A 25244-nucleotide genomic window follows, 5' to 3' on the forward strand; every position below is an offset into this window, starting at 1 on the left:
TGCAAATGTGACGGGCAGCGAACCGGCCGCGCTGTCTAGCGGCTAATCGTCGCCGGCGGGGGGCAGTTCCACGCGCATTGCCGCGCCCGCCAGGCTCTCCGCCTCGAGGAGCAATTCGTCGTCGACCGAGCCCTGCGGGGTCGCCTCGCGGCCGATCATCACCATCACCGGCACTGCGAGCGGGCTGACACGGTCGAGTTCGACATGGACGAGCTGTTCCGCCGAGCGATCGAGCAGATCGCCCAGCCGCCCGACATCGGTCAGCCGCGTGCGCGCATCGGCCCAGGCCGCTTCGAGCAGCACATGGTCGGGTTCGTATTTGCGCAATACGTCATAGATGAGGTCGGTCGAGAAGGTGACCTGCTTGCCGGTCTTGCGCTTGCCAGGATGCTGCCGCTCGACCAGCCCGCCGATCACTGCGACTTCGCGGAAGGCGCGCCGCAGCAAATGCGAGTTCTGCACCCATTCGATGAATTCATCCTGCAGGATGTCGGGCGACAGCAGCGGCGCGGGATTCTCGACCGGCTTGAGACCCCAGACCGCCAGCGAATAGTCATTGGCGACGAATCCGCCCGGCATCAGCCCGCGGTCTTCCATGCGCCGGGTAATCAGCATCCCGAGGCTCTGGTTCGCGTTCCAGCCTTCGAAGGTGTAATAGACGCTGTAATGGCGCTTGGCGTGCGGGAAGCTTTCGACCAGCAATTGTCCCGGCCCCGGCATCCGGCTGCGCCAGTCCTGCACCTCGAGCCATTCGCGCACGTCATCGGGGAAGCGCGCCCAGCCCGCGCGGTCGACCAGCATTGCGCGCACCCGGTCGGCGAGATGGGTAGTCAGCGGCAGCCGCGCCCCGCCATAGCTCGGGATCATGGCGGAAGCCTTGGCTGCCTTCACCAGCACTTCCATGTCCTGCAGCTTGACCACTTCGAGGCTCATTCCCGCGAAGGCGAAAGTATCGCCGGGGCTGAGCGAAGCGGCGAAACGCTCCTCGACCTTGCCGAGGCTGCGGCCACCGCGTCCGCGCCCCGCGCTGATCCGGACGTCGAGCATTTCGGAATCGATGATGATCCCGGCGTTCATCCGGTGGCGCTGCGCCTGCTCGGGATGCGACAGCCGCCACACGCCCTTGGCATCACGCACGATGCGCTTGAACTTGTCATAGGCCTTGAGCGCATAGCCGCCTGTTTCGACGAAGGAGAGCACGCGCTGCCACACGGCGTCATCGACCCATGCATAGGACAGGCTCGCGCGCACCTCGGCGAGCAGTTCACCCTCCTGGAACGGCGCGGCGCAGGCACAGGCCATGACATGCTGCGCGAGCACATCGAGCCCGCCTGGGCGAAATTCCTCGCCGTCACGCTTGCCCTCGTCGACCGCTTCCTTGGCCGCGGTGGCTTCGAGGAATTCGAAGCGATTGCCGGGCACCAGCAACGCCCGGCTGGGCTGGTCGAGCCGGTGGTTGGCGCGTCCAATGCGCTGCAGCAGCCGTGACGACCCCTTGGGCGCGCCCATCTGCACGACGAGGTCGATATCCCCCCAGTCGACGCCGAGATCGAGGCTGGCGGTCGCCACCAGCGCGCGCAATTCGCCCCGCGCCATCGCCCCTTCGACCTTGCGCCGCGCCTCCTTGCTCAGCGATCCGTGGTGGACACCGATCGGCAGCGTATCTTCATTCACATCCCACAGGTTCTGGAAGATGTATTCGGCAAGAAACCGCGTGTTGGTGAAGATCAGCGTCGTGCGGTTCTCGCGGATCTGCGCGTAAAGCTGCGGGATCGCCCAGGTCGCCGCGTGGCCGCCCCAGGGCACACGCTCGGCATCGGGCAGCAGGATTTCGACCTCGGCGGGGGCGCCCGCTTCCCCGGTGACCAGTTCGACCGTATCGATGTCGCCCCATGGCGCGAGCCATTCACGAAACCCCTCCGGATTGGCGAGCGTCGCCGAGAGGGCCACGCGCTGCATCGCCGGAGCGATCGCCTGCAGCCGCGTCAGCGCCAGCGCCAGCAAATCCCCGCGCTTGCCGGTGGCGAAGGCGTGCACCTCGTCGATCACGATCCGCTTCAGCCCCCGAAACAGCTCGAAACTGTCGGGATAGGACAGCAGCAGCGAAAGGCTCTCCGGCGTGGTCAGCAGCACATGCGGCGGGCGGGTGCGCTGGCGCTTCTTGCGGTCAGAGGGCGTATCCCCGCTGCGTGTCTCGACCCGCATCGGCAGGCCAATTTCGTCGATCGGGGTGAGCAAATTACGCTGCACGTCATGCGCCAGCGCCTTCAGCGGCGAGACGTAGAGCGTGTGCAGTCCCTCGGGCGGCGGCGCATCGCCAAGCCGCGAGCGAGTGAAATCGGCCAGCGTCGGCAGGAACCCCGCGAGCGTCTTGCCCGCGCCGGTATCCGCCACCAGCAGCGCATGGCGCCCGGCGTCGCTCGCCGCCAGCATCTCCGCCTGGTGCCGCCGGACACGCCAACCGCGCCCGGCGAACCAATCGTCCAGTTCGGGCGGAATGGCGGTCTGCATCAGCTCAACAGCGAAGCAGCCATGCCTTCGGTTCCGCAGCGCCGCATCCGCCCGCGGTCCGGGTTACATCGCTGCGGCGTCGTCCGGACCATCCATCGACTCCGGCGGCTTGACCAGGTCGGGCAAGCCCTCGGCTTGCACGTCGAGCAGTTCGGCCAGACGGGCGCGCTCGGCCGCGCTGAGATCGTCATAGCCGCGTTGTGCCGGAAGCGAGCCCATCGCCTCCATCATCGCCGCATCCAGATCGCCAAGACCGCTCATCATGGCGGGCATCGCTTGCATCATGGCCTGCATCACCTGCGGATCGGCAAAGAGCGCCATCGATTCCTCCGCATAGACCGTCCCTGTAGGCGTCGCGAAAAAGGCAGCGATGTCGGCGAGCTGTGCCGGTTCGAAGCGCACGGCATAGGCTCTGGACAGGCCATCGCGCATGGGGCCTTCCATCGCGCTGAAAACCCCGCTCATACGCGAGGTGATCACATCGACGACAGCATCGGCACGGCGGTCATAGGCGGGATCGAGCATGGCCATGATTTCGGCTTGCTGCGCCTCGCCGAGCGTGCCGATATCGTCTTCCGCGATATCCAGCCGCGACATGAGCACGAATTCAGGCGCCGAGAACATCGTCATCATGGGACGCATGACCTGGTCCATCATGTCGCCCATCATGCGGCCGTAAAAGCCTTCGGGCATCATCTTGCCAACGACCTGCTGTGCAGCGGGCAGCCGCGTCTGTTGCTCTTCGGTCAGCGGTTCGGTCTGGAACATCCCCGCGATCATGCCAGCGATCTCGTCGACCTGCTCGCGAGACATATCGGCGGCAGGATCTTCCGCCGCGTCCTGTGCCATGACCGGGCTGGTCATGGTCAGCGCCATGGCCGCCAGCGACGTACTCAACAGTTTACGCATATTCTGCCTCCCGCTTGTCCTAGACCCTCAGTGCCCCGCCTGCGGGCCGCGCTCCAGCCCCGATGCGGCCAGTTGCTCGTCGATCTGGGCGACGAGGCGGTCGAGGCCGGCCTGGTCCTCGCTTTCCGCGCGCGCGACGAGCACATCCTGCGTGTTCGAGGCGCGCAGCAGCCACCAGCCGTCGGCAGTGGTCACGCGGACCCCGTCGGTGGTGTCGGCGACCGCGTCGCTCGCGGCAATGCGGTCGGCGATTTCGCCGATGGCAGCGAACTTGCGGCTCTCATCGACCTGGAAGCGCATTTCGGGCGTGTTGACCATTGGCCGCATTGCACCGCGCAACTCGGTCACCGAACGGCCCAGCCGTGCCGATGCGGCAATCAGCCGGATCCCGGCATAGAGCGCATCGTCATAGCCGTAATATTCATCGGCGAAGAAGACGTGGCCGCTCATCTCGCCGGCCAGCGGCGAGCCGGTTTCCTTCATCTTGGACTTGATCAGCGAGTGGCCGGTCTTCCACATCAGCGGCTTTCCGCCATGGTCCGCCACATGGTCGAACAATGCGCGGCTGGCCTTCACATCGGCGATGATCGTCACGCCCTTGGTCCGCGTCAGCAGATCCTCGGCATAGATCATCAGCAATTGGTCGCCCCAGATCACCCGGCCCTCGCCGTCGATCGCGCCGATCCGGTCGCCATCGCCATCGAAAGCCACTCCGAAATCGAGCGATTTCTCCGCGACGAGCGCGCGCAGATCCTCGAGATTCGCTTCGACAGTGGGGTCGGGGTGATGGTTGGGAAAATTGCCGTCGACTTCCGTGTAAAGCAGGTGATGTTCGCCCGGCAGGCGCGCCGCGAGTTTCTCGAGCGCGGGGCCGGCCGCGCCATTGCCCGCGTCCCACCCGACCTTCAGGTCGGCAAGCGCGGCAGGATCGAGCCCGTCGAGCGCTTCGAGCATCCGGTCGATATAGGCGTCGATCACATCGCGCTCTTCGACTGTGCCCGAACCGTCGACCCATTCGCCCGCAGCGCCGCGCCGGCCGAGTTCCTGGATATCCGCGCCAAAGAACGGACGGCCCTGGAACACCATCTTGAAGCCATTGTAATTGGCGGGATTGTGGCTGCCGGTTATCTGGATGCCGCCATCGACATCTGCGGCCGATGCTTCGGCGTAATAGAGCATCGGGGTCGCGCTCATGCCGATCCGCACCACATCCATCCCCGACGCGGTCAGGCCTTCGACGAGGGCGTGTTCGAGCATGGGCGAGCTGACCCGGCCATCGTACCCCACCGCCACTTTGGTGCCGCCGGCTTCGGCCAGCATCGACCCGAAACCGCGCCCGATCGCGCGCGCATCGTCCGCCCCCAGGGTTTCGCCGATGATCCCGCGAATGTCGTATTCGCGCAGGACGGTAGATTGGAAATCGTGGGTCATTCGGGGGGCTCCGTTGGGGTCCGGGACATATGGTCGAGCAAGAGGTCGCGCGCGGCATTGGCCTCCTGCAAGGTGACTGCGCTACCCCCTTTGTCCGGGTGGTTTATTGCAGCAATACGACGGTGGGCGAGACGGATGTCGTCCTCGCTGGCATGACGCGGCACGTCGAGTGTGGCCCGCGCCTGCGCCAGCGCCCGGTCGGCCGCGCTCTGCGCGGTCAGATATTCCCACGGCCATTTGCCGAATATCCAGCGACACGCCACCGCGAGCAAAAGCGCGAGGGCGAGGAAGCGGATCACTGGACCGCCTCCGCGAGCGTTTCGGTGTCGTTCGCGGGAAGGCGTAGATTGGCGACCAGGCCGCGCAATTCCTGCCGCGCAACGAGATGGCTGGTGCCGAGATCACCCAGTTGCCCCTTGTCGAGCAGCGTCAGGCCCGAGGGGAAGAGTTCGCGATAGACCACGCGTTCGGACAGCCCCTTGGCCACGCGGAAGCCGACCCGCTTCGCCATTTCGGTCAGGGCCTGCTCGATGCGCGCCATATTGCGTGCTTCGGTATAGCCGGTGCGGTTGCGCACCACGACCCAGTCCATCTGCCCGCGGTTCTGCTCGATCTGCGTTCGGCTGCGCTTGATCCGCGCCTCCCAGATCAATTCGGCATAGAAGGACAGTTTGCGGACCTTGAAGCTCTCGCCCTCGACCTGGCCGATCAGGTCGAAATCGACGAAGCTATCGTTCATCGGCGTGACCAGCGTATCGGCGGTAGTGGCGGCGTGGCGCGCAAGCGGATCATCGCGGCCGGGCGTATCGATGACCACGAAATCCGCGCCTTCCGACCGGGTTTCGATAAACGCCTCCATCGCCGCCTCGTCCATGCCCTCGACGACATGGCAGGTGGCGGTGGGCAAATCGACACCGCGCCGCTGGCCGGTCTCGGCCCGGTTCTCGAAATAGCGGCACATGGTGCGCTGGCGATGGTCGAGATCGAAGGCAACGACCCGCGCGCCGCGAAACGCGAGCGCGACCGCAATGTGCACGGCGGTGGTCGATTTGCCGGTGCCGCCCTTCTCATTGGCGAAGACGATGCGGTGGGGATGCGACGTCATCAGGGGTGGGCCGTAAAGTTCATGCTGGCGACGTCCCTATCCAACCCGCCGTCCGGCGGCAACGCACCGTGCTGGTGCCGAGCATGGTTTTTCCCACAATGGGAACCGGATTTGTGCGGTGGGGCGCGCCCGAAAGGACCCGGCGCGCGCGATCTTGCCACATGCCGCGCAGGGCGGCACAGGTGCCCCCGTTAGTTTACCGGAGTTCGACCGCTGCAAACCGTCACCACCCTCGCCGCGCTTCGCACGGCCACATCGGCTCTGCGATCAAGCGGGAGCCTGGCGCTGGTCCCGACCATGGGCGCGTTGCACGAAGGCCATCTGACGCTGGTGCGCGAGGCGCGGGCGGCGGCCGAGCATGTCGCGGTGTCGATCTTCGTCAATCCGCGCCAGTTCGGGGCGAACGAGGATCTCGACGCTTATCCACGGCAGATGGCGCGCGATTCGGCACTGCTCGAAGCCGAGGGGGTCGCGCTGCTCTGGGCCCCCGCCCCGGAGGAGGTCTATCCCCCGGGCTATGCGACGAACATCTCGGTTTCGGGGATCAGCGACGGCTTGTGCGGTGCCGACCGGCCGGGCCATTTCGACGGGGTCGCGACGGTGGTATGCAAGCTGTTCAATCAGGTGCAGCCCGACATGGCCTTCTTCGGCGAGAAGGACTGGCAGCAATTGGCAGTCATCCGCCGCATGGCACGCGATCTCGATCTCACCCTGCCGCATGTCGATGCGATCCGCGGGGTGCCGATCGTGCGTGAGGCGGACGGCCTCGCGCGGTCGAGCCGCAATGCCTATCTGACGTCAAGTCAGCGCGCCGCCGCCGCCGCACTGCCCCGGCAAATGCATGCAGCAATCGCGCGTCTGGTCGCGGGCGAGCACGGGGATGCAGTGCTGCCAGATCTTGCGGATGGGCTGCTCGAGGCCGGGTTCGATGCGGTCGACTATGCCGATCTGCGCCGCGGCAGCGACCTGGTGCCCGCCCGTGACGCGGGGCCGGGCCATCGGCTGTTCGTGGCAGCGCGGATCGGGGGAACCCGCCTGATCGACAACATGCCGGTCGCCTGAGGGCGTATCGGTTCGAAAGATGGCGGGAAGGCTGGAGCGGGTAAGGGGAATCGAACCCCTCTAGCCAGCTTGGAAGGCTGGAGCATTACCACTATGCTATACCCGCTCAGGTGACGCGCCAATGCCACCGAAGCCGCGCTGGCGTCAACACGCTATTGCGCGCGGTCGCTGCTTTCAGTCCGCGCTTCCTCGGCTGACGAAGCGATGCTTTCAGCCAGAGTTGGCTCCTTCGCAGAAGTCGGCTGCGCGGGAACGCTGACTTCGATTTCGACGCGGCGATTGGTTGCCCGCCCTGCCTCGTTCGGCGTCCCGTCAGGCAGCGCATTGGGGGCGACCGGGTTCTGCTCGCCGAACGCGATGATGACGATCCGGCCCGGCGCGACACCGTTTTCGATCAACCATTCGGCCACCGCGTCGGCACGCGCCTGTGACGCGCGCAGGTTGGCTTCGTCGTCTCCGCCGCTATCGCTGTGACCGCGCAGGGTGATTTTCCCCCCCTCCGCCATCTGCGGGGAAGCGGCGACGGTCGCCAGATCGGCGCGCGCCTCTTCGGTCAATTCCGCGCCTTCGGGGAAAGCGATCCGCGTTTCCAGCGCACCGCGCGGCTCAAGCGCCTCGATCGGCTCGACCTGGAACTCGGGCCGGAAGATCGAGCGCTTGTCACCGCCCTCCTCTTCCTCGGGCGGCGGCGCGCCGCGCTGGTCGCCGCATGCGCCCAGCATGAGCGTCGAGGCGATGGCGATGAGGGAAAATTGGCGCGTGTGCTTCATATCATGCCCCCTGTTCGGTGGTCTTGTTGCGCTTGCGGTCGCGCTTGGCTGCGGCATCCTGCGCGGTGCGTTCCTGCGGCGGTGCGAAGCTGACGATGACGTCACCGGCCCGCGGTTCGGGTCGCGCCGCATGGGTAAAGAAGCGGAGCGTGCCGCTGTCGCGCACCAGCAGCAGCATCGAGGCCGCATCGGGCAGCCGCTGCTGCGCCGCCTCGAAATCGAATTCTTCCGACAGCTTGGTCTTGCGGAATACCCAGCCCCGCGCGAGCCGCTCGTTCACATCCTCGACGCCGAACCCTGTTTCAAACAAGGCGCGGCCGCGGATGCCGCTGGGCAGAGCGTGGCGGTCGTCGTCATCGACGGCATCGCCCAGCTGGAAAACCGTGTCGCGCCCGATTTCGTAAGCGAATTCATTGCACACGAGCGCGTTGTAAGCCTCGTTCTCGGTCGCCGCGACCAGCACCGCATAGGGGGCAAGATCGAGATTGTGCTCGGTCGCCTCGTTGAGGATTTCGCCATGGTAGAAGGGCAGTCCCTTCTGGCGCGCCAGCGCGAGCCGCTGCCAGCTGGAATCGACCACCATCACCGGCGATTTGAGCTCCTGCATCATCAGCGCAAGCGAGATGGTCCAGGGCGTGCTGCCGACGATCAGGATCCCCGGCCGGTTGCTGCCCTTCAGATTGAGCAGTCGCGCGACGAAATCGATGGTGAAGCCATGCGCGATGATCGTCACCACGACCACCGCGAAGCTCAGGCCGATCAGCGCGGTGCCATCATAGCCGATATCCTCGAGCCGCAGCGCGAACAGGCCGGAAATCGCCACCAGCACGATCCCGCGCGGGGCGATCCAGGCGAGGAACAAGCGCTCGTTCCACGGCACCGAGCTTCCCAGCAGGCTGAGCAGGATCGTGGCCGGGCGGACGAGGAACAGCAGCGCTAGCAGGAACAGGCCGAAGTTCCAGTTGAGATAGGCGAGTTCTTCGAATTGCAGGCTGGCAGACAGCAGGATGAAGATGCCCGCAATGAGGATCACCGCGATGTTCTGTTTGAAGGGATGAATGCTCCTCAGCGAGGAAACATTCATATTGGCCAGCGCGATACCCATCACCGTCACCGCAACAAGACCCGCTTCGTGCTCGATCTGGTTCGACAGCACGAAAACCACGATTACCGAGGTGAGCAGGACCGGGACCTTGAGGAATTCGGGCACCGCGCCGCGCGGAAAGGCCCAGGCGATCGCGGCGGCGGCGACATAGCCGATCAGACCGGCGATGATTGCGGCGATAACCAGCGGCGGGACGACTTCGATCAGTCCCGAGCCCGGCGATTCGGCGACCTTGCGGAAATATTCATAGGCGACGACCGCGCACAGCGCGCCGATCGGATCGTTGACGATCGCTTCCCACTTAAGGATCGCCGCGGGTCTGGGCTTGACCGAAGACTGGCGCAGCAAGGGCATGACCACGGTCGGTCCGGTGACCACGAGAATGCCCGCGAACAGGATCGCGACGGGCCATTCCAGCCCGCCGATCGAATGCGCGGCAACCGCGCCCAGCACCCAGGCGATGGGCACGCCGAAGATCACCAGACGCCAGACCCCGTCGCCGGCGTGGCGCAATTCGCGGAAGTCGAGGCTCAGCCCGCCTTCGAACAGGATCAGCGCGACGCCGATGGCAATCATTGGGTCGAGCAAGTCGCCAAAGGCATGTTCGGGGTCGAACAGGCCGAGGATCGGGCCTGCAAGGAAACCCGCGGCCAGCATTAGCACAATGGCCGGCCAGCCCGTGCGCCAGGCCAGCCATTGGGCGCCGATGCCCAGCATGCCGACCATCGCAATGACTAAAGACTGTTCCATGCCCCTCCCTGACTACGCGAGAATTCGCGAGCAGCGCGCCAGCACGGCGCGAGTCCTATGAATGTCCGAAGCGACGAATATATCCTGCATCGCGCTCAATCGCCCTCGAAGCCCATCAGTGTGCGGACGTCGACCGATTGGCTAGCAAGTTTGGCGCTGCCGCCCAAATCAGGCAGGTCGATGACAAAAGCCGCACGGCGTACTTCGGCCCCTGCCAGACGCAGCAGCTCGGTCGCCGCCAGCGCGGTCCCGCCGGTGGCGAGGAGATCGTCGACGATCGCCACATGCTGCCCGGGCGCCACCGCGCTGGGATCCATTTCGAGCCGGTCGAGCCCATATTCGAGCTCATAATCCACCCCGATCACGGCGCAGGGCAGCTTGCCCGCCTTGCGGATCGGCAGGAACGGACGGCGCAGCCGCGCCGCGACCGCGGCCCCGAAGATGAACCCCCGCGCTTCCATTCCGGCAATCGCCTCGGCGCCTTCGACCGCCTCCGCCAGCCATTCGACCGAGGCGGCGAAGCCCGGTCCATGACCGAGCAGAGTGGTGATGTCGCGGAACTGGATGCCCGTCTTGGGAAAGTCCGGGATCGTGCGGACCAGGGCCTTGAGTTCATCGGGTGTCATCATCTTTTCCCCGCCAAGCAAAACGCCCCTCGCATCGTGTGGATGCAAGGGGCGTCGTACGTGGGTCTGGAAATGCCGATCAGTCGGCTTTGCGCTTTGCCGCAGCCCAGATCTGGTTCTTCGACAGATAGGCAAGGATCGTCGCGAAGAGCAGGAAGACCAGTACCGGCCAACCCTTCTGCTTGCGCTCTACCAGCGTCGGTTCCGCGGTCCAGGTCAGGAAGGCCGCGACATCTTCCGACATCTGCTGCACCGTCGCCTCGGTACCATCGTCATAGGTCACCTGATCGGTCGTCGTCAGCGGCGGCGCCATGGCGAGGTTGAGGTTCGGGAAATAGGGGTTGTGGTGCAGACCCGGTCCGGGCGCTGCCTCGGGATGATGCTCGAGCAGTTCTTCGGTCGGTTCGTCATAGCCCGCGAGCAGCGAAGCGACATAATTGGTACCGTCACCGCGTGCCTTGGTTATCAACGACAGGTCGGGCGGGATGGCGTTGTTGTTCGCTGCCGCCGCCGCAACATTGTTCGGATAGGGCGACGGGAAGTAATCGGTCGGCAGGCCTGGACGCGAGGTCGCCTCGCCGGTATTCGGATCGATGCCCGGCACCTGCTTCGAGGCGGCGAACGCCTTCACCTGACCTTCGTCATAGCCCAATTGTTCGAGATCGCGGAAGGCGACGAACTTGAGGCTGTGGCAGGCCGAGCAGACCTCATCATAGACCTTGAAGCCGCGCTGCAGCTGCTGGATGTCCCATTTGCCGAAAGCGCCGTCGAAGGAATAGGCGATATCGCGCGGTTCCTCGTAGGGAAGATGCCCGGCGGGCTCTTCGGTCATCGCGGCGTAGGCACCGATGACGAAGGAATAGAGCGCGATAATCGCGAAGCCGAGGCCGACGAGAATGGCGACGAGGCGGATGCTGAGAAGCTTGGTCATGTCTTTTCTCGTAACTCGCTTAGACGCCCGGCGTCGTGTTTTCGCCAAGCACTGCCTTCTTGTCCGAGCCGAGGACGGCTTCGGTGATCGAATAGGGCAGCGGGGCGGGCTTCTCGATCTGGCTGACGATCGGCAGGACCACCAGGAAGTGCAGGAAGTAGTAAGCCGTCGCCACCTGGCTGAGCATCACATAAGGCTCTTCCGCCGGGGCGCCGCCACAAACGAACAGCACGCCCATCGTGGGGATCAGACCGAACCAGAAGAACTTGCGGAACAGCGGGCGGTAGTGGCCGCTGCGCACCGGCGACTTGTCGAGCCAGGGCAGGAAGAACCAGATCAGGATCGAACCGAACATCGCGATCACACCCAGCAGCTTGGCCGGCAGGATGAAATCGACGGTGAACGCGCGCAGGATCGCGTAGAACGGCCAGAAATACCATTCGGGGACGATATGCGCCGGCGTCGAAAGCGGGTTGGCTTCGATATAGTTGTCGGGGTGCCCCAGCGCATTGGGCAGGAAGAACACCATCGCGAAGAACAGCAGCAGCGCGACGCCCAGGCCGAACCCGTCCTTGGCCGTGTAATACGGGTGGAACGGCAGCGTGTCGCTTTCGCTTTTCACTTCGACCCCGGTCGGGTTGGACGAACCCGGGATATGCAGCGCCCAGATGTGCAGGATGACGACACCTGCGATCACGAAGGGCAGCAGGAAGTGCAGCGAGAAGAAGCGGTTGAGCGCGGCATTGTCGGGCGCGAACCCGCCGAGCAGCCAGATCTGGATCGGTTCGCCGACCAGCGGGATGGCGCCGAACAGGCCGGTAATGACCTTGGCACCCCAGAAGCTCATCTGGCCCCAGGGAAGGACGTAACCCATGAAAGCGGTCGCCATCATGAGCAGGAAGATTACTACGCCGAGCAGCCAGATCATCTCGCGCGGGGCCTTGTAGGACGAATAGAACAGGCCGCGGAAGATGTGCAAATAGACGACGATGAAGAAGAAGCTGGCGCCGTTGGCGTGCGCATAGCGCATCAGCCAGCCCCAGTTGACGTCGCGCATGATATGCTCGGTAGTCGCGAAGGCGACCTGCGCATTCGCCGCATAATGCATCGCCAGCACCACGCCGGTGACGATCTGCACAACGAGGAAGAAGCCCGCGAGGACGCCGAAGTTCCAGAAATACGAGAGGTTGCGCGGCACCGGATAGCCCGCGCCCACCGCGTTATAGACGAGGCGCGGCAGCGGCAGTTTCTCGTCGAGGAACTTGGTGACCCCATTGGTGGGGGTATATTCCTTGGCCCAGGGAAAGCTCATTGTTTCGTCTCTTCTCTCTAAGCTCAGCCGACCTGGATGACGGTGTCCGAGGTGAACTCGTATTCCGGCACTTCGAGATTGGTCGGCGCCGGGCCTTTGCGGATACGGCCGGCGGTGTCGTAGTGCGAACCGTGGCAGGGGCAGAAGTAGCCGCCGAACTCACCCTTCACTTCGCCTTCGGCGGCGCCCAGCGGGACGCAACCGAGGTGGGTACAGACGCCCATGGTGACGAGCATGTCGCCATGGCCTTCCTTGGTCCGTTCGGCCAGCGACTGCGGGTCGCGCAGCGAATCCGTCGGCGTGGCATTGGCTGCCGAAACCTCGTCCGGCGTCAGGCGGCGGATGAACAGCGGCTGCTTGCGGAACACGGCCTTGATCGCCTGGCCCGGCTCGATCGCCGAGACATCGACTTCGGTCGAGCTCGCAGCGAGCACGTCCTTCGACGGGGCCATCTGGCTGACCAGCGGATAAACCACCGCGAGACCACCGATACCGGCGGCGCTTACCGCCGCGATGTCGAGGAAATCGCGACGCCGAATACCGTCGCCGGTTTCGCCTGCCATTGCGGGAGTTGCGGTTGCAGCGGTCTCTGCCATCAGCGCTTGCCTTGCCTGCCTTGTACCTGCGCCTGGCCCGGGGGCATTGCGGCGCGATGTGCGAATCCAATGACCGGACGTTTAGGAAAGCCGGTGCGCTCGATCGACGATGCGTGCGCGAAAGCCCCCAGTATGCCCGGTTTGGACGCGCCTCTAGCCGCTATGCGACAGGTTGCCAACCGCCATTTTGGCAAGCTTCGTGCACTCCCGCGCAATGCCGCGCAATGGTGTGCGCAATCGTATGCGATTGCATCCCACCGGGTCGCGCGGTTCAGGCAGGCAGCCCGATAATGCTGATCTGGCGTCCGTTTGTCGGCTGAGCGCGGTGCGTCGCGCGGCGATAGGAGAAGAAGCGAACCGGCTGCGTATAGGTGTCTTCGCGCAGATCCTCGACCTGCCCCACACCCGCGGATTGCAACCGGTGCGCGGCATAGGCGGGGAGGTCGAACTGGCAGTGCCCGGCGCGGCCGGACGCAAAGAACCGCGCATCCTCCTCGGCAAAGGCGTGGCGGAAGGCTTGATCGACCTCATAGCTTGCCTGCGCGATGGTCGGGCCGATTGCGGCAACAATGCCTGCAGGATCCGCGCCGAGCGATACCATTGCCGCGACCGTGTTCTCCAGCACCCCGCCCAGCGCGCCGCGCCACCCGGCGTGTGCGGCACCGATCACGCCCGCGACGGGATCGGCAAACAACACCGGGGCGCAATCCGCGGTGACGATCCCCAGCGCAAGACCCGCTCGGTCGGTGACCAAGGCGTCGCCGTCGGGCAAGGCCTCGCCCGCATGGGTTACCGCGAAGACTGCGCTCGAATGCACCTGCTTGATACGAACCAGCGGGGCTCCCGGAATGATCTCGGCAACATCGAGCCCCCTAGAGCTCGAGAACCCGTGCGGGATGCCGTCCAGCGACGCCGCCTTGAGATAGGTGCTCACCAAGCTTCTAGCCCAGCGAACGGGTCACTTGCTCGAACGTGTCGCGCGACAGCTTGGGCGATTGGGCAATCCGCTCGAGCGCCTCGCGCATCAGTTTCGCGCGGCCTTCCTCGATCCGCTGCCAGCGACCCAGCGGCGGGACGAAGCGCGCCGCGGTCTGCGCATTGATCGGATCGAGTTCGAGAATGAGATCGGCGAGCATGCGGTAGCCCTCGCCATCGGCAGCGTGGAAGGCCTGCGGATTGGCAGCGAAGGCCATATAGAGCGAGCGTACACGATTCGGATTCTTGAGCGTGAAATCGGGATGTTCGCGCAGCGCCTTCATGTTCGATCGCATTCGGATGGAGCGAGCTGGCCTGCAGCGCGAACCATTTGTCGATCACCAGTGCATTGCCCGCATAGCGGTTGTAGAAGTCGAGCAGCTTGCCCGTGCGCGCCGCGCTGTCGAGCCCCGCCAGCACCATTAGCGCGCCCTGCCGGTCGGTCATATTATCGGCGCCGTCATATTGATGCGCGGCGAGCTCGGCAGCCTTGGTCGGATCGCCGGCGGCGGCATAGGCGAGCACCAGCGTCTTGACCTTGCGCGCGCCCTTGCCTTGCGCATCGAGCGAGAACGGCACCTTGCCGGTGCGCTCGTAAAGCGCATCGAATTGCGCCGCGAGCCGCGTCCCGAGATCGGCCTTCAATGCCTCGCGTTCGGCATGGATGCGGCCCGGATCGGCGACCAGCAGCTGCTCGGCGACATAAGTCTGGCCGGGCATCACCATGAGTTCGCCGCGCATGAGATCGTCGAGCTGGTCGTCCTCGATCACCGCGCGCATCGCCTGCGCGATGTCGGTCCGCGCCGCCTCGCGCTCGCCATTGTCCATTTCGCCCGACACGGCGGCGACGAGATGGCCGGTCATCAATTCCTGCATCGCTTCATAGCGGGCGAAGGGATCGTCATCCTTCGCGGCGAGGAAGACGAGGTCTTCGCGCGACACATCACGATCGATCGAGACCGGGGCGGAGAAGGCGCGGTTGATCGACAGGATCGGCCGTTCGGCGAACCCGTCGAAGGTGAACTCGCCGCTGTCCTTGTCCAGTACCACCAATTGCTCGCCCGAATGCGTCCCGCTGGTGCGATCGAACAGCGCCAGCTTGAGCGGGATCGGCATCGGCTGCTTGCCAGGCTGGCCGGGGGTTGCGGGCACCGTCTGCGTTAGCTTGACCCGCGCTGTGTCACCTTCATGCACAAGCGTGACCGCTACCTTGGGCGTGCCCGCCTGCGCATACCACAGGCGGAATTGTGCGAGGTCCAGGCCCGTCCCCGCCTCGATTGCGGCGACGAAATCCTCGCAGGTCGCCGCCTCGCCATCGTGGCGGTCGAAATAAAGGTCGGTGCCTTGGCGGAACCGCTCCACGCCCGCCATGGTGCGCATCATGCGGATCACCTCGGCGCCCTTGTTATAGACTGTCGAGGTGTAGAAATTGCTGATTTCACGATAGGAATCGGGCCGGATCGGATGCGCGAGCGGGCCTGAATCCTCGGGGAACTGGATCCCGCGCAACACGCGCACATCCTCGATCCGCTTGACCGGCTCGCTGCCCATATCGGCGCTGAACAACTGGTCGCGCAGTACGGTGAAGCCTTCCTTCAGGCTCAGCTGGAACCAGTCGCGGCAGGTTACGCGGTTACCCGACCAATTATGGAAATATTCGTGCCCGATCACCCCCTCGACCCCGTCGTAATCGCCATCGGTCGCGGTTTCGGGATCGGCGAGGACGTATTTCGTGTTGAAGACGTTGAGGCCCTTGTTCTCCATCGCGCCCATGTTGAAATCGCTGACCGCGACGATGCTGAACAGGTCGAGGTCGTATTCGCGCCCGAACACCTCCTCGTCCCATTGCATCGAGCGCTTGAGGCTCTCCATCGCGTGTTCGGTGCGGTCGAGATCGCCCTCGCGCACATAGACATTCAGTTCGACCTCGCGCCCGCCCATGGTCGTGAAGTGGTCGGTCCGCGCGACCAGATCGCCGGCAACCAGCGCGAAGAGGTAGGACGGCTTGGGCCAGGGATCGTGCCATTCGGCCCAATGTGTGTCGCCGTCGGCGCCCTCACCCGTGCGGTTGCCATTGCACAGCAGTACGGGGAATTGCGCCCGCGGCCCGTTCATCCGGACGGTATAGGTGCTCAGCACATCGGGCCGGTCGGGGAAGAAGGTGATTCGGCGGAACCCTTCGGCTTCGCATTGCGTGCAGAGCATGCCGTTCGAGGCATAAAGTCCCATCAGCTGCGAATTGTCCGAGGGGTCGAGCTCGGTGACGATGGTCAGCACATGGCGATCACCCGGCAGCGTCACGATCAGATCGTCGCCATCCAGCATATGCCCGTCGCACGACCCGCCGTCACAGGCGAGCGAGACCAGCGCCAGCCCGTCGCCATTCAGGCGGATGGTCGGCGAAGCGGCGGCGTCGGGATTGCGCTCGACATCGAGCGTGGTGGTGATCCGTGTTGCCTCCAAACCCAATTCGAATTCCATCCGGATCGTCGGGATCAGCCACGGGAAGGGCGTGTAATCCTCGCGCCGGATGACCGGCGGTGCCTTGGGCTCGATGGCGGCATCGGCCATTACGGGATTGCCGTCGGGCGTGGCGGGAGTGCGCGCAATATCCATGGAATTCCTGTCGAATGCGGGGTCGAAAACGTAGTGTCATTCCTTGCAACGCCCGTCGAGACTTTGCGTTCACTGGTCGGCTCGCATCGGCCCGGCGATTGACAGCATCGCACCCGTGGCGCAGCGAAAGGGCGACGGAGGGAATGACATGCTGGACCTGCTTGCCGCCACATCGGACGGCTTCGATGTCGCAAGTGCGACGCGCGCCTATCTCGACACGCTCCAGGGCCCAGCCCGCGCGCAATCGGATGCCTATTTCGAAGGGGGATACTGGTTGCCGCTGTGGGGCACCGCGATCGGCGTGCTGGTCGACTGGCTGTTCCTGCGCTTCCGCATCGCGCATGCTCTGTGCGCCTTCGGCGAGCGGGTGAGCAAGAGGCTCTGGATCGTCACTGCGATCACCGCCTTTTTCTACACGCTGATCGGAACGCTGCTGACGCTGCCGTGGACGATCTACGCCGGCTATACCCGCGAAAAGCGCTACGACCTGCTCGACCAGACGTTTGGTGCCTGGGTGGGCGAGCAGGCGATCGGCATCGCCATGGGGCTGATCCTCATGCCGCTGGCGGTGGTCGCGATCTACGCGCTGATCCGCCGTATGCCGCGCAGCTGGTGGCTGTGGAGTACCGGCGTGCTCGGCCTGTTCATGCTTTTCGCCATGATACTGGGTCCGGTGTTCATCGCGCCGCTGTTCAACCAGTATACCGAGCTGGAAGACGGACCCCTGCGCGACCGGATCGAGGCGGTGGCGGCGCAACACGAGATCCCGGCCGAGAACATCTACGTGTTCGACCAGTCGAAGCAGCACAAGCGCATCTCGGCCAATGTCTCGGGGCTTGGTCCGACGATCCGGATCTCGCTCAACGACAATCTGCTTGAGCGGACCAGCGAAGAGGAAATCCTCGCGGTGATGGGTCACGAGATGGGTCACTATAAATTGCACCACACGTGGTGGATCGTGGGGATCCTGCTGGCGCTCTTCGCGCTCGGCCTGTTCGTCACCAGCCGCGTCGCGCCTGCGCTGATCCGGCGCTATGGCGAGCGGTGGGGGGTGCGAGACATGGGCGACCCGGCCTCGCTCCCGGTGCTGGCGATCTGTCTGGGCATATGGATGTTCCTGATGACCCCGGCGACCAATTCGCTGATCCGCTGGGCGGAAAGCGAAGCCGACGCGTTCGGGCTCGATGCCGCACAGGAACCTGACGGCTTCGCCAAGGTGGCGATGCGCCTGTCCGAATATCGCAAGATCGAACCCGGTCCGCTGGAAGAATTCGTGTTCTTCGACCATCCCAGCGGCGCGACCCGCGTGCGCATGGCGATGCAGTGGAAGGCGGACAATGTCGAAAACCCGCAGGTTGTCGTGCCCGAAGAAGGCTATCTCGACAGCGAATGAGCCGCCTGCTGATCTTTGGCCTCGGCTATACCGCCACGCGCATAGCGGATGCCCTGCGCGGGCGCGGCTGGCAGGTCGATGCCACGGGCAGCGCGGGCAATCTCGCATTCGGCGATAATGGTGCCGTTAGCGGGGCCTTGGAGCGCGCAACCCATGTGCTGAGTTCGGTCCCGCCAGCGGAAGACAGCGATCCGGTGCTCGACCGTTACGGCGATTCGCTGTCGGGGAAGTGGCTGGGCTATCTTTCGTCGACGGGTGTCTATGGCGACGCGGCGGGGGCCTGGGTCGACGAAGCCTCTCCGACAGGCGGCGGGCGGAGGCAGGCCCGTGCCGAGTGCGATGCACGCTGGCTCGAAGCGGGCGCCCGGGTGTTCCGGCTGCCCGGGATTTATGGCCCGGGGCGCAGTGCGTTCGACCGCGTCGAAGCGGGCAAGGCGCGCCGCATCGACCTGCCCGGCCAGGTGTTCAGCCGCGTCCATGTCGCCGATATCGTCGCTGGCGTGGTTGCTGCGATGGAGACCGACGCGCCGGCGGGGGCCTATAATCTGTCCGACGATTTGCCGACCAGTCAGAACTCCGTGATCGAGGAAGCCTGCCGCCTGCTGGGCCGCGAGGCGCCCGCGCTGCAATCGATCGACGCCGCCGGATTGTCGCCGATGGCACGCGGGTTCTATGCCGAGAACCGCAGGGTCGCGAATGGCAAGGCGAAGCGCGTGCTGGGCTGGCAGCCCCGCTTCGCCACTTATCGCGAAGGTCTGGCGGCGATCAGGGCTCGGGAGTAGCGCGCCGCGGAGGGGCATTCGCCCGCCCGCGCATCGCAACCACCATCCCGATCAGCGTGATCACCGCGCCGGTGGCGGGCAACGCGCCCCATTCGAAGCCCTCGAACAGTGTCGACAGCACCATCGCGACAATCGGCACGATGACCGAGCTGTAGGCCGCTCGCCCCGCCCCTACCTTGCGCACCAGCCCGTAATAGAGCGGGAAAGTGACCACCGAACCGGCAAGCCCGAGATAGAGGATCCCGAGCGTATAGGACGCGCGCGGATCGAATTGCGGCGGGCCGTCAGCGATCAGCGCGTAGATGGTGTTGATGATCGCCCCGGCCGTCATCGACCAGGCAAGCAGCGCGAGGAAGGGCTGCCGCTTGGCGCCCTCCATCGCCTGGGTGATATTCGCCGCGCTCGCCGAAAGGATACCGCCGACGGTCAGCGCCGCGCCCAGCAGGACCTCGGTCAGCGTCGCGGGCGAGGACCGCCATTCATGCGCAAACAGCAGCGAGACGCCGAGCGCCGCGATCGCCGAGCCGAGGACGAAGGCCCCGGTGATCGGCTGGCGGAGGAAGATGCGCCCGAAGATAGCGTTGGGCACCACCAGCAGCGCGAACATAACCGCCACGAGGCCCGAGGTGATGTAGCTCTCGGCGTTATAGACGAAGCCGAAATTGAGCGTGAACTGGAACAGTCCCAGCAGGAGCGCCCAGCGCAATCCTCCCGCGACCAGCCGAAGCGGTTCGCGCCGCACCGCGGCAAGCACGAACATGGCGCACGCGGCAATCATGAAGCGGTAGGAGATCGACCAGCTGGCCGGGACGCTGGCGATCTGGTCGCGGATAACCAGCCAGGTCCCGCCCCAGATCAGGCTGACCAGCAGAAAAGCAGCGAAATTGCGCGGGGTGAGGAGGCTTTCCGCCTCATGTGCCGCACTCATAGGCTGGCCACGGCCTTGGCCAGTGCGGTCGCATCCTGCTCGCGCGTGTTCCAGGCGGTAACGAAGCGCGCGGCATCGTCGCCCCAGTCGTAGAATCCGAAGCCCTGATCGCGCAGCGCCGCGCGCTCGTCCGGGGTGCAGCGCACGAAAAGCTCATTGGCTTCGACGGGATGCATCAGGCGGTCCGCACAGGCCGCGCCGATCTCTGCCGCAGCGGCATTGGCATGACGTGCATTGGCGAGCCAGATGTCGCCTTCGAGCATTGCACGCAGCTGTGCGGCGAGGAAACGGCCCTTCGACTGGAGATGGCCTGCGCGTTTGCGGCGATAACGCGCGACATCGGCCAGCGCGGGATCGAAGAACACGATCGCTTCCGCGCTCATGGCCCCGTTCTTGATGAAGCCGAAGCTGAGCGCATCGACCGGCCCCGCTGCCGCAGCAGGCGTGCAGTCGAGGAATGCCACTGCATTGGCAAAGCGCGCTCCATCCATGTGGAGGCCGAGCCCGCGCTCGCTGGCGAGTTCGGCAATCGCGGCGATCTCGCCGGGACGATAGCTGCAGCCATATTCGCTGGCCTGCGTAATCGAGATGGCATGCGGCTGGACCTGGTGGACATCGTCGCGGATCGGATCGAGGACCGCAGCGATGGTTTGTGGCGTCAGTTTCGCACCCTCGCCCGATGCCAGCATGAGCTTTGCGCCGTGGAGATAGAAACCGGGGGCCCCGCCCTCGTCCATCTCGATATGCGCTTCCTCATGGCACACAAGGCCGCCATGCGGCGGCACCATCGTCGCCAGCGCGAGACAGTTTGCCGCGGTGCCCGTTGCGACCCACAGCACTGTGCAGGGCCGCTCGAACACCTGCGCAAAACTGTCGTTCAGAGCGGCGCTCAGCGCGTCGCCATCATAGGGAGTATCGGGGGCATCTGCGGCCTTGAGAGCATCCCATACGGCGGGGTGGACCGAGGCGGCATTATCGGAGAGAAACTGCATCGGAACGCCATAGCTATGTGGGCGTTGGTTGCCCAGAAAGGAAACTTTCGACAATGAAAGCGGGCGAAATTGTAATCGAACGTCGTAACCGGGTAACTCACGGAGAATATCTGGTTAGTATCGGCGACAATCCGGCTTCTGGCCGGCTGACATGGACCTTGCGCAACGATGCGCGCGATGCCGAGCACACGGTCGTCCCCGCCGCGCTTCGCGGCCAGGGCATCGCCGGTCGCTTGGTCGATGCGCTGATCGAGGATGCGCGCAGCGAAGGCTTCAAGATCATCCCGACCTGTTCCTATGTCGCGGCGCAATTCGACCGCCATCCCGAATGGGCAGACTTGCGCGCCTAGGCTTCGCGCAGTTGCCCATCGACGATTGCGGAGAAGTCCTGCTCGGCCATGGAGTCGAGCACGGCATGGCGGATACGCCGTGCGTCTGCCAGCGTTAGTCCGCGCATGCACAACCGGCCGCCCGCCAGCCCGAAATGGATATCCGCATAGCCGCGCAGACGCGCCAGCGGGTGGCGGACGATATCGACCGATTGCAGCTTGCGCCGCGAGCCGATCGCGAGGCTTGGCGCAAACCATCCGCGGCGCAGATACAGCTGGCGGGCGTCCAGCGCGTGGCGGCTCCAGCGCCAGGATAGATATTCGTGCAGTCCCATCCAGACGCCCCCGACCAGCGGCGGAAGCAATGCCAGTTCCCAGCGGCCCAGAACCGCCGCAACGCCCGCGACCGCGATCATCACCGCGAAACCCATAAGGAAGTTGTCGATCCGGTAGGCCGGCGCGGCGCGGGTCCATCCGAGGTCGGTGGGCGGTAGCGCGAACCCGGTTTCACCGACGACCGGCGCGATCTCGTCCATTTGCGCGAACGGCACCGCCTCGTGATTGGCCGAGCCGCTATCGCTCGCAAGGCTGACAACCTTAAGCGTGTGCCAGCCGAACAGGCGGCGCAGGAAGCCGGTCTTGATGCGCAGCGCCTGCACCCGGTGTACGGGCATGACCAGATCGGTCCGGGTAAGCAGCCCACGCCGGCGCCGGAGGCCCTTGTCGGTGCGTTCGAGCCGGAAATTCCATTCACGCAACACGGTCCGGATCACGCCGGTCAGGACACCGATCAGCGCCAGCGATCCGACCGCGATGATGCCGCCCACGAATTGGGCGAGGAAGCCCAGCCCTGCCAGCCATTGCCCCGGTCCGGCCAATTGTTCGCGCCAGGCACGCCAGTCCCAGACCTCGAACGGCAGGATGAAATCGAACTGCTGCGCCAGACCGGCAGCCACGGCCACGACCGCGAGCGAGAATTCGAACAGGCCGAAGGTGACTACGCGCTTGGGCGACATGGCGAAGAGCAATCTAGCGCTCTCCTCCAGCAGAGCTGCGGACGCGCCGTCGACCGGTTCGGCAGCAATTCCTTCGCGGCGGCTTCGCGCCAGTTCGCGCAGTCGCTCGCCTTCGCTCTCGGGCACATAGGCCAGCTTGAGGTCGTCCCCGCCGCCCGCGCCGGTTTCGAACTTCACCTCGACCAGCCCGAACAGTCGCGGCAACAGCTTCTGCTCGAGGCTCACGTCCTGGATGCGCTCGTAAGGCACCGAGCGCGCGGAGCGCGACAACACACCGCTGTCGACGCGAATGTCCGCCGCCCCGACGGTATAGGTCAATCGGCTCCAGCGCAGATAGGCGAACAGCAGGTTGAACCCGACCCCGACAACCACCAGCGGGAGGAAGTAGACGATAACATCGTCGAAATCGCCCCTGTCGAGGATCGCAAACCCGCCGACGATGATCGGGAGGACCAGCTGCCCCACCAGCGACGCGGCACGCACAGCGAACGTGCGCGGGTCGGTGCGGAGCGGCGTTGCGGCGGGGTCCTCGCTCACCGCGTATCGCGCCTGATGGCGGTACGAATATCCTCGCGCATGGCCGTGGCATCCGCATGCCGCAGCCCGGGCAGCGACACCGAGGCGTTATGCGTGCCTGCCGTATGCACCGTCAGCGTGGCCAGCCCGAAGGCACGCTCGAGCGGTCCCTGACCGACATCGATATGCTGCACCCGGCCCAAGGGGACTACCGTATCGGCACGAAAGAACACTCCGCGCACCACCCGCAACCGTTCCCCGGCAAGCGAATAACCGCGCGCATTGTAGCGCCGCAGCGGTACGCGGATCAGCGCATAGGCAATCACTGCCAGCGCCGGGATCCACACTACGCCGGTCCAGCCCGGGATCGCGATCTCCGCAATCGTCGCCGCGATCAGCAGGATCAGCGCCGCGATCCCCAGCTGGACACGCAATAGCGATTTATAGGCCGGGTCGAGCGGGGTCAGGTCGTCGGGTTGGTCCATGGCGTTATAGCTAGGCAATACAGCGCGGCGATTCAATCTAGTTTCGCCGCCGACCTGCGCTATGCCAGAGGACGACAGGGGAGAGAGTGATGGATATTTCGCAGCTGATGTTTCGCGACGGGCTGATGGAGGGCGAACGCATTCTCGTCACCGGGGGCGGGACCGGGCTGGGCCGCGTCATGGCCGAGGCTTTCCTCAAACTGGGCGCCAAGGTGCATATCTGCGGGCGGCGCCAGGGCAAACTGGACGAGACTGCGGAGGAACTGACCGGGCGCCACGGCGGCACGCTGGTCGGTCATGCCTGCGACATCGGCAATCCCGATGCGATCCATGCTATGGTCGATGCCATCTGGGAGCACGGACCGCTGACCGGTGTGGTCAACAATGCCGCGGGCAATTTCATCAGCCGGACCGAAGACCTGTCGGTGGGCGGCTTCAACGCGATCAGCGATATTGTCTTTCGGGGCAGTTTCTACGTCACGCTCGATGTCGGCAAGCGGCTTATCGAGGAGGGGTGCCGGGCGAACTTCCTTTCCATCCTCACCACCTGGGTGTGGAACGGCGGCCCATTCGTGGTGCCGAGCGCGATGAGCAAGGCGGGGCTCAATGTGATGACGCAGAGCCTGGCGGTCGAATGGGGTCGCCATGGCCTGCGCTTCAATGCCATCGCGCCGGGGCTGTTCCCCACCGACGGGATGAGCGCGCGCCTGTCACCCGGCGGACGCGGCGGCAATTCTCACGATGACATGAACCCGATGGGCCGCCATGGCGAAATGCACGAACTTGCCAATCTGGCGGTGTTCCTGATGGGACCCGGTGCGGGATGGATCAACGGCGAGACGATCGCCATCGACGGCGCCGGCTACAAGGCGCACGGCGGCAGCTTCTACAGCGCGCTCAAGGACATGGGCGACGAGCAATGGAGCGCAATGCGCGAGATGATCAAGGGGACCAATGCGCAGGACAAGTCCGAGCGCACGACCTAATGCGTCCCGCCCTGCAAGGCGGACGAACACCCCGAAACCGGGGAACCATTTCTCTGCGAAAAATGGTGCTGCTGGGGAGGATTGAACTCCCGGCCTCACCCTTACCAAGGGTGCGCTCTACCACTGAGCTACAGCAGCACATGGTGCCCGCGAATGGCATCGCGGGGTGGAGGCGCGCGCTATTGGCAGAGACGCGGGATAAGTCAACCTTAGGTTGCTTATCGCGCGCGATTTGCCGAAGAGTTGCGCGATGGCCGCTGAAAAAGAAGAAATGACCCGTGAGGAGCGCCTTGCCGCAAAACTTCGCGAGAACCTGCGTCGCCGCAAAGCGCAGGGCCGCGAAATGCGCGAATCGGACGCACACCCCCTTTCCAATGACGATGCGGGCAGCTAACGCGCCTTGCTCCTAGGGGAATTACGGGAGCCTCCCAGTGTCCAAGCTGATCCTCGTCCGTCACGGGCAAAGCGAGTGGAACCTCGCCAACCGCTTTACCGGCTGGTGGGATGTCGACCTGACCGAAAAGGGCGAGGTCGAGGCGCGCGAGGCGGGCGAGCTGATGAAGGCCAAGGGCGTCTTGCCCACCATTGCCTTCACCAGCGTCCAGAAACGCGCGATCAAGACGCTCAATATCGCGCTCGAGGCCTGCGACCGGCTGTGGATCCCGGTGACGCGCGACTGGCACCTCAACGAACGGCATTATGGCGGGCTGACCGGGCTCAACAAGCAGGAAACGCGCGAGCGTCACGGCGACGAGCAGGTGCACATCTGGCGTCGCAGCTTCGACGTGCCGCCCCCCGAGCTCGAGCCGGGGAGCACTTTCGATCTGGCGGACGATCCGCGCTATGACGGGATCGACGTTCCGCACACCGAAAGCCTCAAGCTCACCATCGAACGTGTCCTGCCCTATTGGGAGGAAGCGATCCTGCCGCAGCTTGGCAAGGGCGAGACGGTGATCATTTCGGCGCATGGCAATTCGCTGCGCGCGCTGGTCAAGCACCTGTCGAACATCTCGAACGACGAGATTACCGGGCTCGAGATTCCCACCGGCCAGCCGATCATCTATGAATTCGACGGCACGCAGGTGACCGGCGAACGCTATTACCTGAAGGATAGCTGA

At 64.9% G+C, this 25244-nt stretch carries 23 protein-coding genes, 2 tRNA genes and 1 pseudogene; 7 read left to right on the forward strand and 19 right to left on the reverse strand.

The genetic code is table 11. The features are described 5' to 3' along the window. Positions 1-42: 42 nt before the first annotated feature. From N6L26_RS10355 to N6L26_RS10375, 5 genes are all read right to left on the reverse strand, one after another. Complete coding sequence (locus tag N6L26_RS10355) at positions 43-2511, reverse strand: ligase-associated DNA damage response DEXH box helicase (protein WP_263605498.1); 2469 nt, start codon at positions 2509-2511, stop codon at positions 43-45. 63 nt (positions 2512-2574) lie between these two features. Continuing rightward, complete coding sequence (locus tag N6L26_RS10360) at positions 2575-3420, reverse strand: DUF2059 domain-containing protein (RefSeq protein ID WP_263605499.1); 846 nt, start codon at positions 3418-3420, stop codon at positions 2575-2577. Between the two features lie 27 nt (positions 3421-3447). Then, the gene (gene pgmG, locus N6L26_RS10365; protein WP_263605500.1) at positions 3448-4851 is read right to left on the reverse strand and encodes a phosphoglucomutase/phosphomannomutase PgmG; all 1404 of its coding nucleotides are present in this window, start codon (positions 4849-4851) and stop codon (positions 3448-3450) included. Continuing rightward, entirely contained in the window at positions 4848-5150 is a 303-nt protein-coding gene (locus N6L26_RS10370; RefSeq protein WP_263605501.1) for a molecular chaperone DnaJ, read from the reverse strand. The genes pgmG and N6L26_RS10370 overlap by 4 nt, the downstream gene beginning before the upstream one ends. After that, entirely contained in the window at positions 5147-5956 is an 810-nt protein-coding gene (locus tag N6L26_RS10375) for a division plane positioning ATPase MipZ (protein WP_263605502.1), read from the reverse strand. The genes N6L26_RS10370 and N6L26_RS10375 overlap by 4 nt, the downstream gene beginning before the upstream one ends. 213 nt (positions 5957-6169) lie before the next feature. Here N6L26_RS10375 and panC point away from each other — a divergent pair, with 213 nt between their 5' ends. Next, the gene (gene panC / locus N6L26_RS10380; protein ID WP_263607290.1) at positions 6170-7018 is read left to right on the forward strand and encodes a pantoate--beta-alanine ligase; all 849 of its coding nucleotides are present in this window, start codon (positions 6170-6172) and stop codon (positions 7016-7018) included. 32 nt (positions 7019-7050) lie between these two features. On the opposite strand, the gene N6L26_RS10385 is transcribed toward panC, so the two are convergent. From N6L26_RS10385 to pepN, 9 genes and pseudogenes are all read right to left on the reverse strand, one after another. Then, positions 7051-7124: transfer RNA gene (locus tag N6L26_RS10385), tRNA-Gly, on the reverse strand. Positions 7125-7170: 46 nt separating this feature from the next. Continuing rightward, positions 7171-7788: an OmpA family protein gene (locus N6L26_RS10390; protein ID WP_263605503.1), complete on the reverse strand. Its 618-nt coding sequence runs from the start codon at positions 7786-7788 to the stop codon at positions 7171-7173. 1 nt (position 7789) lies between these two features. Then, positions 7790-9643 carry a cation:proton antiporter gene (locus tag N6L26_RS10395; RefSeq protein ID WP_263605504.1) on the reverse strand — a complete coding sequence of 618 codons (1854 nt, stop codon included), beginning with the start codon at positions 9641-9643 and terminating at the stop codon, positions 7790-7792. A gap of 95 nt (positions 9644-9738) precedes the next feature. Next, positions 9739-10269: an adenine phosphoribosyltransferase gene (locus N6L26_RS10400; RefSeq protein ID WP_263607291.1), complete on the reverse strand. Its 531-nt coding sequence runs from the start codon at positions 10267-10269 to the stop codon at positions 9739-9741. Between the two features lie 79 nt (positions 10270-10348). Continuing rightward, positions 10349-11200 carry a cytochrome c1 gene (locus N6L26_RS10405; protein WP_263605505.1) on the reverse strand — a complete coding sequence of 284 codons (852 nt, stop codon included), beginning with the start codon at positions 11198-11200 and terminating at the stop codon, positions 10349-10351. A gap of 19 nt (positions 11201-11219) precedes the next feature. Then, positions 11220-12512, reverse strand: a complete 1293-nt coding sequence (locus tag N6L26_RS10410) for a cytochrome b (RefSeq protein ID WP_263605506.1) — start codon at positions 12510-12512, stop codon at positions 11220-11222. Between the two features lie 23 nt (positions 12513-12535). Beyond that, on the reverse strand, positions 12536-13108 hold the full coding sequence (gene petA / locus N6L26_RS10415; protein WP_263605507.1) for a ubiquinol-cytochrome c reductase iron-sulfur subunit: 573 nt from the start codon (positions 13106-13108) through the stop codon (positions 12536-12538). A 271-nt stretch (positions 13109-13379) separates the two neighbouring features. Further along, entirely contained in the window at positions 13380-14042 is a 663-nt protein-coding gene (pgeF, locus tag N6L26_RS10420) for a peptidoglycan editing factor PgeF (protein WP_263605508.1), read from the reverse strand. A 7-nt stretch (positions 14043-14049) separates the two neighbouring features. Next, a pseudogene (gene pepN, locus N6L26_RS10425) lies at positions 14050-16699 on the reverse strand (aminopeptidase N). A gap of 148 nt (positions 16700-16847) precedes the next feature. Here pepN and N6L26_RS10430 point away from each other — a divergent pair. Both N6L26_RS10430 and N6L26_RS10435 read left to right on the forward strand, forming a co-directional pair. Next, entirely contained in the window at positions 16848-18092 is a 1245-nt protein-coding gene (locus tag N6L26_RS10430; protein ID WP_263605509.1) for a M48 family metallopeptidase, read from the forward strand. Continuing rightward, positions 18089-18874, forward strand: coding sequence for an SDR family NAD(P)-dependent oxidoreductase (locus tag N6L26_RS10435; RefSeq protein WP_263605510.1), 786 nt, complete (start codon positions 18089-18091; stop codon positions 18872-18874). Before N6L26_RS10430 ends, N6L26_RS10435 begins: the two co-directional genes overlap by 4 nt. On the opposite strand, the gene N6L26_RS10440 is transcribed toward N6L26_RS10435, so the two are convergent. Next, positions 18858-19802 (reverse strand): DMT family transporter, encoded by a 945-nt coding sequence (locus N6L26_RS10440; protein WP_263605511.1) that lies wholly within the window; start codon positions 19800-19802, stop codon positions 18858-18860. The two genes, N6L26_RS10435 and N6L26_RS10440, sit on opposite strands and share 17 nt — an antisense overlap. After that, a complete protein-coding gene (locus tag N6L26_RS10445; RefSeq protein ID WP_263605512.1) occupies positions 19799-20794 on the reverse strand; it encodes a threonine aldolase family protein in 996 nt (331 codons plus the stop codon). Before N6L26_RS10445 ends, N6L26_RS10440 begins: the two co-directional genes overlap by 4 nt. Positions 20795-20847: 53 nt before the next feature. Between N6L26_RS10445 and N6L26_RS10450 the strand changes: the two genes are divergently transcribed. After that, positions 20848-21144: a GNAT family N-acetyltransferase gene (locus N6L26_RS10450; protein WP_263605513.1), complete on the forward strand. Its 297-nt coding sequence runs from the start codon at positions 20848-20850 to the stop codon at positions 21142-21144. Here N6L26_RS10450 and N6L26_RS10455 read toward each other — a convergent pair. Together N6L26_RS10455 and N6L26_RS10460 are read right to left on the reverse strand one after the other, a co-directional pair. Then, positions 21141-22676 (reverse strand): PH domain-containing protein, encoded by a 1536-nt coding sequence (locus tag N6L26_RS10455; RefSeq protein ID WP_263605514.1) that lies wholly within the window; start codon positions 22674-22676, stop codon positions 21141-21143. The genes N6L26_RS10450 and N6L26_RS10455 overlap by 4 nt on opposite strands. Further along, entirely contained in the window at positions 22673-23140 is a 468-nt protein-coding gene (locus N6L26_RS10460; protein ID WP_263605515.1) for a PH domain-containing protein, read from the reverse strand. Before N6L26_RS10460 ends, N6L26_RS10455 begins: the two co-directional genes overlap by 4 nt. An 89-nt stretch (positions 23141-23229) precedes the next feature. Here N6L26_RS10460 and N6L26_RS10465 point away from each other — a divergent pair, with 89 nt between their 5' ends. Continuing rightward, positions 23230-24126, forward strand: a complete 897-nt coding sequence (locus N6L26_RS10465) for an SDR family oxidoreductase (protein ID WP_263605516.1) — start codon at positions 23230-23232, stop codon at positions 24124-24126. 63 nt (positions 24127-24189) lie between these two features. Here N6L26_RS10465 and N6L26_RS10470 read toward each other — a convergent pair. Beyond that, positions 24190-24264, reverse strand: a tRNA-Thr gene (locus N6L26_RS10470). A 112-nt stretch (positions 24265-24376) separates the two neighbouring features. Here N6L26_RS10470 and N6L26_RS10475 point away from each other — a divergent pair. After that, entirely contained in the window at positions 24377-24520 is a 144-nt protein-coding gene (locus N6L26_RS10475) for a hypothetical protein (protein WP_263605517.1), read from the forward strand. A gap of 37 nt (positions 24521-24557) precedes the next feature. Beyond that, positions 24558-25244 carry a 2,3-diphosphoglycerate-dependent phosphoglycerate mutase gene (gpmA, locus tag N6L26_RS10480; RefSeq protein WP_263605518.1) on the forward strand — a complete coding sequence of 229 codons (687 nt, stop codon included), beginning with the start codon at positions 24558-24560 and terminating at the stop codon, positions 25242-25244.

Origin of the sequence: Qipengyuania sp. SS22 (genome assembly GCF_025736935.1) — a bacterium.
Taxonomy (GTDB): Bacteria; Pseudomonadota; Alphaproteobacteria; order Sphingomonadales; family Sphingomonadaceae; genus Qipengyuania.